Consider the following 16,310-nt stretch of genomic DNA (forward strand, 5'->3'; position numbering starts at 1 on the left):
ACGCAGAGCGAGGGAACGATCGATCTCAACCTATCAGTCGAAGGTGATGCCCTGCGCCAGCGGCAGCTCCAGCGAGTAGTTCACGGTGTTGGTCTGGCGGCGCATGTACGCGCGCCACGCATCGGAGCCGGACTCACGACCGCCACCGGTTTCCTTCTCGCCACCAAAAGCGCCGCCGATTTCGGCACCGCTCGGGCCGATGTTGACGTTGGCGATACCGCAATCACTGCCCACCGCCGACATGAACTGCTCGGCTTCACGCACGTCCGTGGTGAAAATGCACGACGACAAACCTTGCGGTACAGCGTTATTCAGGCGCAGCGCTTCCTGGAAATCGCTGTAGCCGACCACGTAGAGGATCGGCGCAAAAGTTTCACTGCAGACCACGTCGCTCTGCTCCGGCATTTCAACGATGGCCGGCGAAACGTAGTAAGCGTTAGGGAATTGATCTTCGAGTTGGCGCTTGCCGCCGAACACCCGGCCGCCCTCGCTCAATGCCTGTTCCAGCGCGTCCTGCATGTTTTCGAAGCTGTGCTTGTCGATCAGCGGGCCGACCAGATTGCCTTCCAGCGGGTTGCCGATGCGCACTTTCGAGTAGGCAGCCTTGAGACGGGTGACGATTTCTTCCTTCACCGACTCATGGGCAATCAGTCGACGCAGGGTGGTGCAACGCTGCCCAGCCGTACCCACGGCGCTGAACAGAATCGCACGTACCGCCATGTCGAGATCCGCGCTCGGGCCGAGGATCATCGCGTTGTTACCGCCCAATTCCAGAATGCTGCGAGCGAAACGTGCGGCGACTTTCGGCGCCACTTCGCGGCCCATGCGTGTGCTGCCAGTGGCGCTGATCAACGCAACACGCGGGTCATCGACCAGCGCTTCGCCAGCATCGCGACCACCGATGATCACCTGGCACAGGTTCGCCGGGGCATCGGTGAAGTTCTTCACCACGCGGTCGAACAGTGCCTGACAGGCCAGTGCGGTCAGCGGGGTTTTCTCCGACGGCTTCCACACCACCGGGTTGCCGCAGACCAGCGCCAGCGTGGTGTTCCACGCCCACACTGCGACCGGGAAGTTGAAGGCGCTGATCACCCCGACCACGCCCAGTGGGTGCCAGGTTTCACGCATGTGGTGGCCCGGACGTTCGGAGGCGATGGTCAAACCGTACAACTGGCGGGACAGGCCGACGGCGAAATCGCAGATGTCGATCATCTCCTGCACTTCACCGAGACCTTCCTGGGTGATCTTGCCGGCCTCCCAGGAAACCAGCTCACCGAGATCAGCCTTGTATTCGCGCAGCACTTCACCAAACTGACGCACCAGCTCGCCGCGACGCGGGGCCGGCACCTTGCGCCATTGCTCGAACGCATGATCTGCGCGACTGATGTGCTGCTCGACTTCGGCCGGGCCTTCCCAGTTGACGGCGGCGATGCGGCTGCCGTCGATCGGCGAATGCACCGGCACTTTGCCGTTCTGATAAAGGGCCGGGTTCACACCAAGACGATCAAGCAATGCGGCAACCATGGGTCACTCCTCAAGCAAAAAACTGAATGTGTGCGGACGCTTTTTCGCGACCGGGCAGGCCTTTAGTTGTAGCGTCACAATGGCAAGGCAACAAACGACCTTTACGCGAGATATCATTCCGTTTATTCATGCTGGGCATAGAAAGACAAGAAAAGGATCAGCCATGCTGAACAAACGCCACCTGCCATCGATCACCGCATTGCAGTGTTTCGAGGCCGTGACCCGTCACCTGAGTTTCACCCGCGCCGCCGAGGAGCTGAACCTGACCCAGAGCGCAGTGAGCAAACAGGTCGCGCAGCTTGAAGAGCTGTTGCAGCACTTGTTGTTCCGCCGGGTGCGGCGGCGCTTGCAGATGACCCCGGCTGGGGATTTGTACTTGGTTGAAGTAAGAAAAATCCTCACCCAAGTGGAAATGTCGACGCATTACCTGCGTTCCTACGGCGGCGAAACTGAAGTCCTGCGCGTGTCGACGCCATCGACCTTCGGCGCGCGCTGGCTGGTGCCGCGCCTGAAAGGCTGGCGGCTACGTCATCCTTCCATTCACCTGGATTTGTGCAACGAGCAAGAAGCGGATGACCTGCTGCAAGGGCGCAGTGATCTGGCGTTCTATTTTGGTCAGGGCTCACGGCCCGGCACTGAATGCCTGAAGTTGTTCGGCGAAGAACTGGTGCCGGTGTGCGCGCCGGGCAGCCTGCCGGACACGCCGTTCACTGATCCGACGCAACTTACCGATCTGGTCCTCCTGCAAAATGCCTCGCGCCCGCAAGCCTGGCACGACTGGTTCGACAGTCAGGGTTACCAGACCGAACACAGCTACCACGGGCCGCGTTTCGAAACCTTTTATATGTGCATCCGCGCCGCGCAGGTCGGTTGCGGTGTGGCGTTGTTGCCACGGTTTCTGGTGGAAGAGGAATTGGCCGACGGCAAACTGGTCATTCCCTGGCAGCATGCAATGCCCAGTTCCGACGCCTATTACCTGGCGTATCCAGAGCATGCGGCGGAAGTGCCAAAGGTACGGGATTTTGTGAAATGGATGCTGGAGCAGATCGATAGCCCGAATGACTGACCCGATTGAAAAATGTGAGAGCGAGCCTGCTCGCGAAGAGGCCGGCACATGCAATACCTATTTCGACTGAATTGACGCCTTCGCGAGCAGGCTCGCTCCCACCAGGGTTCTGCGGTGATCTAAAAAATTGCTGGCAATCTTCGTCCCTGATATGCGCCACTAGCGCCATTGTTTGAGACCGCGCACAGGCGCGGCGCACCTGGAGACCCCGTTATGAGCGAGAGCGTGTTTGCCGATCGCATCGTGCAGAACCTGCTCGACACCGACTTCTACAAACTGACGATGATGCAGGCGGTGCTGCACAACTACCCCAACGTCGAAGTCGAATGGGAGTTTCGTTGCCGTAATAGCGAAGATCTGCGCCCGTATCTGGCCGAGATCCGTTTTCAGATCGAGCGTCTGGCCGAACTGAGCCTGAGCGCCGATCAACTGAGTTTCCTTGAGCGGATCAGCTTCCTCAAACCGGATTTCCTGCGTTTTCTCGGATTGTTCCGCTTCAACCTGCGCTATCTGCACACCGGTATCGAGAACGGCGAACTGTTCATCCGTCTGCGCGGGCCGTGGCTGCATGTGATTCTCTACGAAGTGCCGTTGCTGGCGATCGTCAGCGAAGTGCGCAATCGCTATCGCTACCGCGAAACCGTGCTTGAACAAGCGCGCGAACAGCTCTATCGCAAGTTCGACTGGCTGACCGCCAACGCCTCGGCCGACGAGTTATCGCAGCTGCAGGTCGCCGACTTCGGCACCCGCCGGCGCTTTTCGTTCGGCGTGCAGGCAGAAGTGGTGAACGTGCTCAAGCACGACTTCCCCGGCCGTTTTGTCGGCACCAGTAACGTGCATCTGTCGCGAGAACTGGACATGAAACCGCTGGGCACCATGGCCCACGAATGGATCATGGCGCACCAGCAACTCGGCCCACGGCTGATCGATAGCCAGATCGCCGCGCTCGATTGCTGGGTCCGCGAATACCGTGGCCTGCTGGGGATCGCGCTCACCGATTGCATCACCACCGATGCATTTCTCGGCGACTTCGACCTGTTCTTCGCCAAGCTGTTTGACGGCCTGCGCCATGACTCCGGCGATCCTGTGGTGTGGGGCGAAAAATGCATTGCGCACTATCACAAGCTCGGCATCGACCCGATGAGCAAGACCCTGGTGTTCTCCGACAGCCTGACCCTGCCCAAGTCGCTGGAGATCTTCCGCGCCCTGCACGGCCGGATCAATGTCAGCTTCGGCATCGGCACCAACCTCACCTGTGACATTCCGGGTGTCGAACCGATGAGCATCGTGCTTAAAATGACCGCCTGCAACGGCCAACCGGTGGCGAAGATCTCCGACGAGCCGGGCAAGTCCCACTGCAAAGACCCGAATTTCGTCGCCTATTTGCGACACGTTTTCCAGGTTCCTGCCGATTCCAGTCTATCTAGCAAGGAGTGAATTCATGCAAGCCGTACAGCGTGAGATTGCTGAACAGCTCAAGGTGCAACCGCCGTTCGCCGACTACCAGGCCCTGCAGGCCGAAGTCGCCCGGCGCATTACCTTTATTCAGGATTGTCTGGTCAATTCCGGGCTCAAGACGCTGGTGCTGGGCATCAGCGGCGGCGTCGACTCGCTGACCGCCGGCCTGTTGGCCCAGCGGGCGATGCGTGAGCTGCGCGACCAGACCGGCGACAACAGCTACAAATTCATCGCCGTGCGCCTGCCGTACGAAACCCAGTTCGACGAGCACGACGCCCAAGCCTCGGTGGATTTCATCGCCCCGGACGAACGTCACACGGTCAACATCGGCCCAGCGGTGAAATCGCTGGCCAGTGAAGTGGCGGCGTTTGAAGGCAAGCACGCGGTGTCGGTGGACTTCGTATTGGGCAACACCAAGGCGCGCATGCGCATGGTCGCGCAGTACACCATCGCCGGCGCGGCGCACGGGTTGGTAATCGGCACCGATCACGCGGCGGAAGCGGTGATGGGTTTCTTCACCAAGTTTGGTGACGGCGCCTGCGATCTGGCACCGCTCAGCGGTCTGGTGAAGAATCAGGTTCGCGCGATTGCCCGCAGCTTTGGCGCGCCGGAGTCGCTGGTCGAGAAAGTGCCAACGGCGGATCTGGAAGATCTGTCGCCAGGCAAACCGGATGAAGCATCGCACGGCGTGACCTATGCCGAGATCGATGCGTTCCTGCACGGTGAGCCGGTGCGTCAGGAAGCGTTCGACATCATCGTCGCGACCTACAACAAGACTCATCACAAACGCGTGATGCCGTTTGCGCCTTAAGCGCTGACGGAATGAAAAAGCCCGCTGAGGAGTGATCCTCAGCGGGCTTTTCTTTGGCCATTGCTTTCATTGATGCGGATGGCCCCTTCGCGAGCAGGCTCGCTTCCACATTGATGGCGCAAACCTGTGGGAGCGAGCCTGCTCGCGAAGAACGATGACGCGGTTGACCGGCTTACTTGACAGTAATGGTGCCTTTCATCATCGAGATGTGGCCTGGGAACGAGCAGAAGAAGCCGTATTTATCAGTGCCGGCCAGCTTCGACACATCGAAGGTTACCGAGTCAGTTTCCTTGGCACCGATGATTTTGGTGTGCGCGATCACGCGAGCATCGCCATCTTTCAGGTAGTTTTTGTCGATGCCAGCAGCCAGGCCATCAGTGGCGATTGGCTGCATGTCCGCTTCTTTGCTGATTACCAGATTATGGCCCATGACGTTCTTCGGCAGGCTGCCGGAGTGAGTCAGTTCAACGGTGAAAGTCTTGCAGCTCTTGTCGATCACGATTTCCTTGGTGTTGAAGGACATCTGATCGGTGGAGTCAACGGTGGTTTTGCACTCGGCAGCCATCAATTGGCTGCTGGCCAGCGCCAGCAGGGATACCGCAACAACTTTGGAAAACATGGTGAATCTCCAAGGCAGGGTTAACAAAAACACGAATGGTGGAAAGACTGCCTGAAATCTTCGCAAGTTCCTATGACTTGAGTCAAAAATTGTATACAACTTTCAGGCTATGACACTCATCGAGACAATCTAACGGCCAGAATTCCGGGCCCGGCCTATGATCGGCGCATCTACTGAGACGGAGTGCCTGTCATGTTCTTTAACGGTCTGTTGTGCAGTTTGCTCGCCGCCTACGCCTGTGGTGCCAGCGGCACCTTTGAATCGCCGGAACGCGAAGTTTAGCCCTTGGATCAAGGCGTGCCAGCCATTACCCTGTGACGGATTGACCCAGGAGGAAGGCATGTCTCTGAAATCCGTTTGTGTATTTTGCGGTGCCAATGCGGGCACTGATCCGGCTTACACCGAAGCCGCCATCGCCCTTGGCCGGGCCTTGGCTGAACGCAAGTTGACCCTGGTCTACGGCGGTGGTGCTGTGGGTCTGATGGGCATTGTTGCCGATGCGGCGCTGGCCGCTGGCGGCGAAGTGATCGGCATCATCCCGCAGAGCCTGATGGACAAGGAAATCGGCCACAAAAGCCTGACACGCCTGGAAGTGGTCAACGGCATGCATGCGCGCAAGGCGCGCATGGCTGAACTCAGCGATGCGTTTATCGCCCTGCCCGGCGGTCTCGGCACGCTGGAAGAGCTGTTCGAAGTCTGGACCTGGGGTCAGCTCGGCTACCACGGCAAGCCGCTGGGCCTGCTGGAAGTGAACGGCTTTTACAGCAAACTCACCGCTTTTCTTGACCATATCGTCGGCGAAGGCTTCGTTCGCGCGCCACACCGTGACATGCTGCAAGTGAGCGAATCGCCGCAAACACTGCTCGATGCCCTGGATAACTGGAAGCCGACCATCACGCCCAAGTGGGTCGACCAAAAACCCGGCTAACCACGAGGCACCGATACAGGGCAGAATATGCGCCGCTCAACCTCACCTTCGACCCAAGAGGATCGCCCATGGCCAAACCCAATTACTCCTTCGCCAAACGTCAACGAGACCTGGCAAAGGAACAGAAGAAAGAGGAAAAGCTTCAGCGCAAGAAACAAACCGCTGAAGAAGCAGCACTGAACCCTGACGGTGAAGTGGCGACGCAAGATGATGTTGATGCAACCGATGCGACTGAAACACCGAAAGATCAGGCGCCCGACGCCTGAACCCCACCGGGTTTGATGATCGAATCAGGCCCTGCGGATTTGTGACGGGGCTGGCAGTTTCACTGCTGGCCCTCACAGCCCTCCCCCTTCCCAAGCACACCCAAATTCCCAATGTGGGAGCGAGCAGGCTCACTCCTACAGTTTGATCGGCGTTAATCCAGAGGCATTACGGTGACGCGCACTTCCGGGTCGTGATTGCCGCCACCGAGGATCACCCCACGCAACGGCGACACATCAGAGAAATCCCGCCCCCACGCCAATGTGATGTGCTCCAGCGCCGGTTGCACATTGTTGGTTGGATCAAAATCCACCCAGCCCAGCACCGGACAAAATACCGACACCCACGCATGCGATGCGTCGGCGCCGATCAAGCGTGGCTGCCCCGGCGGCGGCTGCGTCAGCAAATAACCACTGATGTAGCGCGCCGCCAGCCCTCGCGAGCGCACGCACGCCAGCATCAAGTGCGCGAAGTCCTGACACACCCCGCGTCGCCGCTCCAGCACTTCCACCAGCGGGGTCGCCACTTGGGTTGCTTCGGCATCGAAGGTGAACTCGCTGAAGATCTTCTGCATCAAGTCCTGCACGCCCAACAGCAACGGTCGGCCCGGCGGGAAACAACTCTGAGAGAACTCGACGAAGCTGCGCTTCAAATGCACGTACGGTGACTGGAAGCGGTAGCGACAGGCTTCGAGCAACTCAGCGGACAACGGCTGGCTGCTGTAGGTCAGCGCATCGCGGGTCAGCTCCCAGGCGGGCGACTGATTGAAATCCAGCGCAGGCCGCGCCAGCACTTCCACCGTGAGTTGTGCATTGACCTGCAATTCGTCATGCGGGCGTTCGAAGGCCAGTCGGGTCAAAGGATTGCCAAACACATCCAGCTCATCGCGCCGCGCTGTCGGATCCGGGCTGATCAGCAATTGCTGATCGGTACAACGCTGCCAATCGCATTTCCGCGGCCACAAGTGCGCCAGTTGCTGCGCCAGGGAAACCGGGCTGTCGTAGTGATAACAGGTGTCGTGGAAAATCTGGTATCGAGCATTCATCAGACGGACACCGTGCGTTGGCTAACGTCATCGACATGAGCGAAATGACGCAGAGCCAAGCGATCCGAGACCTGCCCACTGGCCTCGGCAATCTCTTGCAGCAGATCCGCCAGACCGCTCAAAGCCGCTCGTACGCTGGACTCACCGAACAATGGATTCTCCAGACAACCCAGATCGAACCGTGCCAGACGCTCGACCAGTCGCGGCAACCCCGCTTCCCGTGGCGCGCCAAAATCATCGTTCAAACGTTTCAACGTGCGCGTGACCAGTTTCAACTGGAACAACACCGCGTGCGGGTTCTGCTCGTCCAGCAGCAATAGGTCGAGCACCGGAATCAATTGCGCCACGGCCAGATAACGTGAGCGATAGGTGATGCTGCTGTTGCCCAACTCCAGCAACCACTCCAGGCCCGCCTGATCGAAAGCACCGGCGCCACGCAGAAACGCCGCGAGGCTACTGCTGAGAAACTGCAGTCGCTCGATACGCCGGCCAATCATCAGAAAGCGCCAGCCTTCGTCGCGGGTCATGTCGTCGAGGGCAAACCCGGACAACGCCGCCAGCGACATCACCAGCCGGTTGAGGAAATCCAGCAGTTCGCCGAAGTCAGGCTCGTCGGTGTCCAGTTCCATCGCTTCGCGCTGCAACTCCACCAGCGCCTGCCAGTTCTCCCGCGAAAGCTTGCCGCGCACCTGTGACGCCGCCCACTGCAAGCGTTGCAGGTTGGAACGCAGGCTGAATGACCAGTCTTCACCGAGCAATGCAGCGAGCAAGCGCTCGGGCAGCTCTCCTTCATCCGGCAACAACGTCAACCGCTCACCGAGATCGACCGCCGCCTGCAACGCTTGCGGGTCATCACCATCGACATACCGCGCAAGCATGATGCGCAGCAGCCGCGCACTGTCGTCACAGCGTTCGCAGTAACGGCCGAACCAGAACAGGTTTTCCACCACTCGCGAGGGTAGATATGGATCGCGCCGCACCAGATCGTGCACCCCTACATTACGCTGGCTCTTCCATTGCTCGCCGCTGGGTGGACGATCGCCAATTACCCAAGTGTCCTTGCTCGCCCCGCCGCGCTGCATCGATACCACTTCGGCATCAGCCTCGGCGGCCACCCGGGTCAGACCACCGGGGAGCACACGATAACCATCACCACCCGCCACGGCGTACATGCGCATGCCGATCGCACGCGGTTGCAGTTGACCGTTTTCGGCCTGCCAGATCGGCGCCTGGGACAGTTGAGCCAATTCTTGCGCCACATAAGCATAAGGGCGCGCCTGCATGCGCTCGGCAAGCGTGTGACGCTGTTTTTCACTCAGATCACGGCCAAATACAGGCGTGAAGCTTTGCGAGGGAAACGCCGGTTTGATCAACAGCTCAGGTAGTTTTTCCAAGGCCTGCGCCAGTACCGGTGGCTCGCCGCACCACCACGTCGCGATTGACGGCAAGATCAGCTCTTCGCCGAACAGGTATTGGTTGATCTTCGGCAGAAAACCCAGCAAACCCGGCGATTCCAGAACGCCGCTGCCCAACGCGTTGGCAACCAGGACTCGCCCCTGACGCACGGCTTCGAGCAGACCGGGCACGCCGAGCGCCGAATCCGTACGCAGCTCCAGCGGATCGCAGAAATCATCATCGAGCCGGCGCATGATCGCGTGCACCCGACGCAGTCCGCTGAGGGTTTTCAGGTAGACCGTGGCATCGCGCACCGTCAGGTCACCGCCCTCGACCAGGGGGTAACCGAGCTGACGAGCCAGATACAAGTGTTCGAAATAGCTTTCGTTGAAGCGCCCAGGCGTGAGCAGCACCACCAGCGGCGCCTCATCGTCACTCGGTGCCTGCCGTGCAAGGGTTTCCTGCAATGTGCGGAAAAACCCGGCCAGATGCTGCACCTTCAGATCCCGGTACAACTCAGGAAAGGCGCGGGACACGATGGTGCGGTTTTCCAAAGCATAACCGGCGCCCGACGGTGCTTGTGTGCGATCCGCCGTGACCCACCAGCGCCCATCCGGCGTGCGCGCCAGATCCACGGCATACAGATGCAGGTACGCGTCTTCCGGCGGTGCAATGCCCTGACAAGGCCATAGGAAATTGTTGTGTCCAAACACCAGTTCAGCCGGCAACAGGCCTTCGCTGATCAATCGTTGCGGCCCGTACAAATCAGCCAACACCGCATTGAGCAGGCGTGCACGTTGAGCGATGCCCGCCGACAAATGCTGCCATTCATCTGCGGCAATCACGTGGGGCAACAGATCCAGCTCCCACGGCCGATCCGCGCCTTTGGGATCGGCATAGACGTTATAGGTGACACCGTTTTCCTGAATCTGCCGCGCCAGCAAAGACTGTCGCTGCATCAGTTGCGCCGGGGTGCTGCGCTGCAACTGATCGAACAGCCGCCGCCAGTGCGGGCGCACCGCGCCACTGCCGTCGAGCAGTTCGTGATAAGTGCCCGCCGTCAGCGGGTAGCGGTCTAGCAGGTCAGGCATGGAAAGCTCGGCAGACAGCAAAGAACGGTCAGACTAACGCAGGCACATGACATGCGGATATACGAAAAATCCGCATGTCGCGTGCGATCTAGAAACGTCGCAAATCGATTGTCATCGGTAGCTCGTCACTGATTTCCACGTTGGGTATAGGAAGTTTCCCCGGCGTGTGTCCGACGCGGAAGAATCGCGCCATGCGCCGGCTCTCCGCTTCGTTGGCGTTGACCGGCAACGTCTCGTAATTACGCCCGCCCGGATGGGCAACGTGGTACTGGCAACCGCCCAGCGAACGGCCCATCCAGGTGTCGAGCAAATCGAACACCAGCGGTGCGTGCACGGGAATCGTCGGTTGCAGACAGTTGGCCGGTTGCCACGCACGGTAACGCACACCCGCGACGAACTCGCCCACGCGCCCGGTCGGGTGCAACGGCACCGCGATGCTATTACAGGTCAGCAAATAACGCTGCGGCGGCAGCCCTTTGAGCTTGACCTGCAGACGCTCCAGAGATGAGTCGACGTAACGCACCGTGCCGCCTGCCGCGCCCTCCTCGCCCAGCACATGCCAAGGCTCCAGCGCCTGACGCAGCTCCAGTTCGATGCCGTTGACGGCATAATCGCCGACCTTGGGAAAACGAAACTCCAGATGCGCGGCAAACCATTCCGCGCGCAGCGGATAACCGGCGTTGTTCAGCTCCACGATGACGTCGGCGAAGTCCTGCTCGATAAAGTGCGGCAGCAAGAAACGGTCGTGCAGCTCGGTGCCCCAACGCGCCAGTTTCGGCGGCGCATAAGGCTCGCGCCAGAAACGTGCGACCAGCGCCCGCAGCAACAGCTGCTGGGCCAGGCTCATGCGCGCATGGGGCGGCATTTCAAAGGCGCGCAGTTCCAACAAGCCAAGACGTCCGGTGGCGCCATCCGGCGAATACAGTTTGTCGATACAGAACTCGGCACGGTGCGTGTTGCCGGTGACGTCGATCAGCAGGTTGCGCAGCAGACGATCCACCAGCCACGGCGCGCACTCCTCACCCGGCTCGGGCATCTGCGCGAAAGCGATTTCCAGTTCGTACAGTGCATCATTGCGCGCCTCGTCGACACGCGGCGCCTGCGACGTCGGGCCGATGAACAATCCGGAAAACAGATACGACAGCGACGGATGGTTTTGCCAGTAGCTGATCAGGCTGCGCAGCAGATCCGGGCGACGCAGAAACGGTGAATCCGCCGGCGTCGCACCACCGAGCACAAAATGGTTACCGCCGCCGGTGCCAGTGTGGCGACCATCGATCATGAATTTCTCGGTGGTCAGTCGGGTTTGCCGTGCCTCTTCATAGAGAAACTCAGTGCGTTCGACCAATTCGTCCCAGGTCGCCGACGGCTGCACATTGACCTCGATCACACCGGGATCCGGGGTGATGCGGAAGTTGCTCAGGCGCGGATCGCTTGGCGGCTCGTAGCCTTCCAGCAACACCGGGCAATGCAGTTCTTCAGCCGTCGCTTCGATGGCGGCCACCAGTTCCAGGTAATCCTCGACCCGTTCCAGCGGCGGCATGAACAGGTACAAACGTCCCTCGCGCGCTTCGGCGCAGAACGCGGTGCGGGTCAGCCAGTCGGCGGACTCGTCGATTTTCGGCGCGCGTTCGTCAGGCGCCGCCACTTCTCCCGGACTGTTGAGCTGCGCGGTGTCTGGCAACGCGGCGAAGTCCTGATTCGGATCCTGTGGATGAATAAACGGATACTCGGCCGCCTTCACCCACGGCTGCGAACCCAGCGGCAAGCGATAACCCAGCGGCGAATCGCCCGGCACCAAACGGCAATGTTCGTCGCGCAGATACCAGCGCCCGCTCTGCCATTGATCGCCCTTGGCTGTACGCGCCAGCGGCAACACCTGGCCGATCACTTTGTTCAGGCCCTGACTGAAGACCTTGCGCAGTCGCGCGCGCTCCAGCGGCTCCTCTAGACGCGAGTCTTCGGCGCTGACATTGCTCGGTAATGTGCCTTCGCGCCAGAGGTAATAGAAATTGTCCTCGTAGGCCGGGAAGACAAAGCGTGTAGGCAATTTCAGGCGTTCGGCAACGCTTGCGAGAAAGCGCCCAGCCAATTCGCCATTGGCGCCGTAATCCTGCTGTTCGTCGGCGATCAGCGCGCCGTTGCGCCAGATCGGCACGCCGTCGCGGCGCCAATAGCAATTGAGCGACCAGCGCGGCAGTTGCTCGCCCGGGTACCACTTGCCCTGACCGAAATGCACCAGACCATTCGGCGCGTAGTGTTTGCGCATGCGCTGGAACAGTTCGGCGGAGAGCTGACGCTTGGCCGGCCCCAGCGCAGCGGTGTTCCACTCGGCGCCATCCGGGTCATCGATGGAAACGAAGGTCGGCTCGCCGCCCATGGTCAGGCGCACGTCATCCGCCAGCAGGTCAGCATCGATCTGCCGGCCCAGCGCCTGAATTGCCAGCCACTGCTCATCGGTGTAGGGCTTGGTGACGCGCGGCGCCTCCCAGATCCGTTCCACCGACATCTCATGGCTGAACACACATTCGCACGGCTCGACCAAGCCACTGATCGGTGCCGCCGAGGACGGATCGGGACTGCAGGCCAACGGGATATGCCCTTCACCAGCAAACAGCCCGGAGGTCGCATCCAGGCCGATCCAGCCGGCACCCGGCAAATACACCTCGCACCAGGCGTGCAGATCGGTGAAGTCGACGTCCGTACCGGACGGGCCGTCGAGGCTCTTCACATCGGCGGTCAGTTGAATCAGGTAGCCGGAGACAAAACGTGCCGCCAACCCGAGGTTGCGCAACAACTGCACCAGCAACCACGCCGAATCCCGGCAGGAGCCAGAGGCATGTTCGAGAGTGTGTTCCGGGGTTTGCACGCCCGGTTCCATGCGAATCAGATAGCCGATGTCTTCGCTCAGGCGCTGGTTGAGCGCCACCAGAAAATCCACCGCCGGCAACGGCGTGCGGTCGATTCCGTCCAGATAGGCCTTGAATTTCGGCGTCAGCGGCAAGGTTTCGAGGTACGGCGCCAGCTCCTTGCGCTCATCGGCGGCGTAGGCGAAGGGGATTTTCTCGGCGTAGGGTTCGAGGAAGAAGTCGAACGGATTGAACACGGCCATTTCGGCGAGCAGATCGACTTCAATACGCAACTCATTGGTCTTCTCGGGGAACACCAATCGGGCGAGGTAGTTGCCCTGCGGATCCTGCTGCCAGTTGATGAAATGCTGCTCGGGCGAAACTTTCAGCGCATACGACAGAATCCGCGTGCGGCTGTGGGCGGCCGGGCGCAGGCGAACGATCTGCGGGCCGAGTTCGACAGCGCGGTCGTAGCGGTAATGCGTGACGTGATGCAATGCGACATGAATCGACACGGCGTGCCTCCTGCGAGCCTAAGCGTATTCGAAAGCGCGCAAGACTTATGCCATGCAGTGGCTTGGGCGCTTTCCCGGAATGCTTAGGGCAGTACAGCACCAAAATCGGGCGATGCGGGGAAATGGTTTGGGCTGATTGCACGTAAATGTTGCGAAGAGCCCCTTACCCTAGCCCTCCCGAAACGTCGGACCGCCCATAGGGAGAGGGAACTGACCGACGTGGTTGTTGGAGATACGCCGACGTGAAAGTCCTGAGTCGAACTTCGATTTTGAAAAGCACAGCGATCGGCTCCCTTCCCCCTCGCCCCCCATGGGGGAGAGGGCTGGGGTGAGGGGGATGGATCTCCCGGACAACGCAATATCCAGCCCCAGAAATGCACAACGCCAACCCGAAGGTTGGCGTTCTGTTCAGCTTAAGCGATGTTTAGCGCGGTACGACCGGCTTGCGGGTCGGTTTCGGCCCTTTGCCTTTCGCAGCGTCTTTACGTTCCTTGGCTGCCTGCTGATTGCGGGCAAACGCCGCCGCCTTGGCCTGTTCCCGCTTGTCCCAAGGATTACCACCATCACTGGCACGTGGCGGCAAACCAGTGTGCTGAGTGAGGATCTTGGTGGTCTTCTCTTTGCCTTCCTTCGCCACTTTATGGCTGCCGGCCGGCGTCGAGTTCTTGCGACGGGCGCTCTGGTAGCTGTCAGTCGCCGGCTGATGAGTCGGGATCAACTGATCCTTGCCCGAACCGATCAAGTCACCACGGCCCATGCGGATCAGCGCTTCACGCAGCATCGGCCAGCCTTTCGGGTCGTGATAACGCAAGAACGCCTTGTGCAGACGACGCTGCTCTTCGCTCTTGACGATGGTCACGCCGTCGCTCTTGTAAGTGACCTTGCGCAGCGGGTTCTTGCCCGAGTGGTACATCGCGGTGGCGGTGGCCATCGGCGACGGGTAGAACGCTTGCACCTGGTCAGCGCGGAAGCCATTGCCCTTGAGCCACAGGGCCAGGTTCATCATGTCTTCGTCGGTGGTGCCCGGGTGGGCGGCGATGAAGTACGGAATCAGGTACTGCTCTTTGCCCGCTTCCTTGGTGTACTTCTCGAACATGCGCTTGAACTTGTCATAGCTGCCAATGCCCGGTTTCATCATCTGGTTGAGCGGACCTTCCTCGGTGTGTTCCGGGGCGATCTTCAGGTAACCACCAACGTGGTGGGTCACCAGCTCTTTGACGTACTCCGGCGACTCGACCGCGAGGTCGTAGCGCAGGCCGGAAGCGATCAGAATCTTCTTCACACCCGGCAATGCACGGGCGCTGCGGTACAGCTGAATCAGCGAAGAGTGGTCGGTGTTGAGGTTCGGGCAAATGCCCGGGAACACGCAGGACGGCTTGCGGCACGCGGATTCGATTTCCGGCGTTTTGCAGGCGATGCGGTACATGTTCGCGGTCGGGCCGCCGAGGTCGGAAATGACGCCGGTGAAGCCTGGAACCTTGTCGCGGATCTCTTCGATTTCGCGAATGATCGACTCTTCGGAACGGTTCTGGATGATCCGGCCTTCGTGCTCGGTGATCGAGCAGAAGGTGCAGCCACCGAAGCAGCCACGCATGATATTCACCGAGAAACGGATCATGTCGTAGGCCGGGATCTTCTCCTTGCCATACGCCGGGTGCGGAACGCGCGCGTAGGGCATGCCGAACACGTAGTCCATTTCTTCAGTGGTCATCGGAATCGGCGGCGGGTTGAACCAGACGTCGACTTCGCCATGCTTCTGCACCAGCGCGCGGGCGTTGCCCGGGTTGGTTTCGAGGTGCAGCACGCGGTTGGCGTGGGCATACAGAACGGCGTCGCCACGGACCTTTTCAACCGATGGCAGACGAATCACGGTCTTGTCACGGGTCATGCGCGGGCTGGCCAGAATCTGTACGACCTTGGCTTCCTGCGGATCTTCAACCGGACCTTTTTCCTGCTCGATGGCGCAGGCCTGGGTGTCCTGGGTATTCACGTACGGGTTGATGATCTTGTCGACCTTGCCCGGACGGTCAATACGCGTCGAGTCGACTTCGTACCAGTCTTTCGGCGTATCGCGACGAATGAACGCGGTGCCGCGCACATCGGTGATGTCTTCGATCTTGTGGCCATAAGACAGACGCTGAGCGACTTCGACAATTGCGCGTTCGGCGTTGCCGTAAAGCAGGATGTCGGCGCTGGCGTCGATCAGGATCGAGTTACGCACGCGATCCTGCCAGTAATCGTAGTGGGCGATGCGACGCAGCGAGGCTTCGATACCGCCGAGGACGATCGGCACATGCTTGTAGGCTTCTTTGCAGCGCTGGCTATAAACCAGGCTCGCGCGGTCCGGACGCTTGCCGGCCATGCCGCCAGGCGTGTAAGCGTCGTCGGAACGGATTTTCTTGTCCGCGGTGTAGCGGTTGATCATCGAGTCCATGTTGCCCGCCGCAACGCCGAAGAACAGGTTCGGCTCGCCGAGCTTCATGAAGTCGTCTTTGGACTGCCAGTTCGGCTGCGCAATGATCCCGACGCGAAAGCCCTGAGACTCCAGCAGCCGGCCAATGATCGCCATGCCGAACGACGGGTGATCGACGTAGGCATCACCGGTAACAATGATGATGTCGCACGAATCCCAGCCAAGCTGATCCATCTCCTCCCTGCTCATCGGCAGGAATGGCGCTGGCCCGAAACATTCGGCCCAATATTTTGGATAGTCAAATAACGGCTTGGCTGCTTGCATGTCGACGA

At 60.2% G+C, this 16,310-nt stretch carries 11 protein-coding genes; 5 read left to right on the forward strand and 6 right to left on the reverse strand.

From position 1 onward, the window contains the following. Window positions 1–33 precede the first annotated feature (33 nt). Window positions 34–1,524 (reverse strand): aldehyde dehydrogenase family protein, encoded by a 1,491-nt coding sequence (locus ACM6IN_RS21195; RefSeq protein WP_007915887.1) that lies wholly within the window; start codon window positions 1,522–1,524, stop codon window positions 34–36. Window positions 1,525–1,687: 163 nt separating this feature from the next. On the opposite strand from ACM6IN_RS21195, the gene ACM6IN_RS21200 reads away from it, so the two are divergent. The 3 genes from ACM6IN_RS21200 to nadE all read left to right on the forward strand — a co-directional run bounded on the left by ACM6IN_RS21200 (window position 1,688) and on the right by nadE (window position 4,859). Then, window positions 1,688–2,590: a LysR family transcriptional regulator gene (locus ACM6IN_RS21200; protein WP_007915885.1), complete on the forward strand. Its 903-nt coding sequence runs from the start codon at window positions 1,688–1,690 to the stop codon at window positions 2,588–2,590. A 213-nt stretch (window positions 2,591–2,803) separates the two neighbouring features. Beyond that, complete coding sequence (gene pncB, locus ACM6IN_RS21205) at window positions 2,804–4,027, forward strand: nicotinate phosphoribosyltransferase (protein ID WP_095113512.1); 1,224 nt, start codon at window positions 2,804–2,806, stop codon at window positions 4,025–4,027. A 4-nt stretch (window positions 4,028–4,031) separates the two neighbouring features. Then, window positions 4,032–4,859, forward strand: a complete 828-nt coding sequence (gene nadE, locus ACM6IN_RS21210) for an ammonia-dependent NAD(+) synthetase (RefSeq protein ID WP_007915880.1) — start codon at window positions 4,032–4,034, stop codon at window positions 4,857–4,859. Window positions 4,860–5,031: 172 nt separating this feature from the next. Here the strand turns inward: nadE and azu are convergent, their stop codons facing one another. Further along, complete coding sequence (gene azu, locus ACM6IN_RS21215) at window positions 5,032–5,478, reverse strand: azurin (protein ID WP_007915878.1); 447 nt, start codon at window positions 5,476–5,478, stop codon at window positions 5,032–5,034. A gap of 340 nt (window positions 5,479–5,818) precedes the next feature. Between azu and ACM6IN_RS21220 the strand changes: the two genes are divergently transcribed. Together ACM6IN_RS21220 and ACM6IN_RS21225 are read left to right on the forward strand one after the other, a co-directional pair. Further along, window positions 5,819–6,406, forward strand: a complete 588-nt coding sequence (locus ACM6IN_RS21220; protein ID WP_095113510.1) for a TIGR00730 family Rossman fold protein — start codon at window positions 5,819–5,821, stop codon at window positions 6,404–6,406. 68 nt (window positions 6,407–6,474) lie between these two features. Then, entirely contained in the window at window positions 6,475–6,672 is a 198-nt protein-coding gene (locus ACM6IN_RS21225) for a hypothetical protein (RefSeq protein ID WP_095113509.1), read from the forward strand. 152 nt (window positions 6,673–6,824) lie between these two features. On the opposite strand, the gene ACM6IN_RS21230 is transcribed toward ACM6IN_RS21225, so the two are convergent. The 4 genes from ACM6IN_RS21230 to ACM6IN_RS21245 form a co-directional block, all read right to left on the reverse strand. After that, window positions 6,825–7,715, reverse strand: coding sequence for a transglutaminase family protein (locus tag ACM6IN_RS21230; protein ID WP_123376906.1), 891 nt, complete (start codon window positions 7,713–7,715; stop codon window positions 6,825–6,827). After that, entirely contained in the window at window positions 7,715–10,201 is a 2,487-nt protein-coding gene (locus tag ACM6IN_RS21235; protein WP_095113507.1) for a circularly permuted type 2 ATP-grasp protein, read from the reverse strand. The genes ACM6IN_RS21230 and ACM6IN_RS21235 overlap by 1 nt, the downstream gene beginning before the upstream one ends. An 88-nt stretch (window positions 10,202–10,289) precedes the next feature. Continuing rightward, the gene (locus ACM6IN_RS21240; RefSeq protein WP_414916661.1) at window positions 10,290–13,565 is read right to left on the reverse strand and encodes a DUF2126 domain-containing protein; all 3,276 of its coding nucleotides are present in this window, start codon (window positions 13,563–13,565) and stop codon (window positions 10,290–10,292) included. A 424-nt stretch (window positions 13,566–13,989) separates the two neighbouring features. Beyond that, window positions 13,990–16,302 carry a YgiQ family radical SAM protein gene (locus tag ACM6IN_RS21245; protein ID WP_007915855.1) on the reverse strand — a complete coding sequence of 771 codons (2,313 nt, stop codon included), beginning with the start codon at window positions 16,300–16,302 and terminating at the stop codon, window positions 13,990–13,992. Between the last annotated feature and the right edge of the window lie 8 nt (window positions 16,303–16,310).

The organism is Pseudomonas sp. IT-P395, assembly GCF_949767675.1.
Taxonomy (GTDB): Bacteria; Pseudomonadota; Gammaproteobacteria; order Pseudomonadales; family Pseudomonadaceae; genus Aquipseudomonas.

Coding starts and splice junctions, on each gene's coding strand:
- ACM6IN_RS21195 (WP_007915887.1), bottom strand. CDS start 1,524: ATGGTTGCCGCATTGCTTGATCGTCTTGGTGTGAACCCGGCCCTTTAT.
- ACM6IN_RS21200 (WP_007915885.1), top strand. CDS start 1,688: ATGCTGAACAAACGCCACCTGCCATCGATCACCGCATTGCAGTGTTTC.
- pncB (WP_095113512.1), top strand. CDS start 2,804: ATGAGCGAGAGCGTGTTTGCCGATCGCATCGTGCAGAACCTGCTCGAC.
- nadE (WP_007915880.1), top strand. CDS start 4,032: ATGCAAGCCGTACAGCGTGAGATTGCTGAACAGCTCAAGGTGCAACCG.
- azu (WP_007915878.1), bottom strand. CDS start 5,478: ATGTTTTCCAAAGTTGTTGCGGTATCCCTGCTGGCGCTGGCCAGCAGC.
- ACM6IN_RS21220 (WP_095113510.1), top strand. CDS start 5,819: ATGTCTCTGAAATCCGTTTGTGTATTTTGCGGTGCCAATGCGGGCACT.
- ACM6IN_RS21225 (WP_095113509.1), top strand. CDS start 6,475: ATGGCCAAACCCAATTACTCCTTCGCCAAACGTCAACGAGACCTGGCA.
- ACM6IN_RS21230 (WP_123376906.1), bottom strand. CDS start 7,715: ATGAATGCTCGATACCAGATTTTCCACGACACCTGTTATCACTACGAC.
- ACM6IN_RS21235 (WP_095113507.1), bottom strand. CDS start 10,201: ATGCCTGACCTGCTAGACCGCTACCCGCTGACGGCGGGCACTTATCAC.
- ACM6IN_RS21245 (WP_007915855.1), bottom strand. CDS start 16,302: ATGCAAGCAGCCAAGCCGTTATTTGACTATCCAAAATATTGGGCCGAA.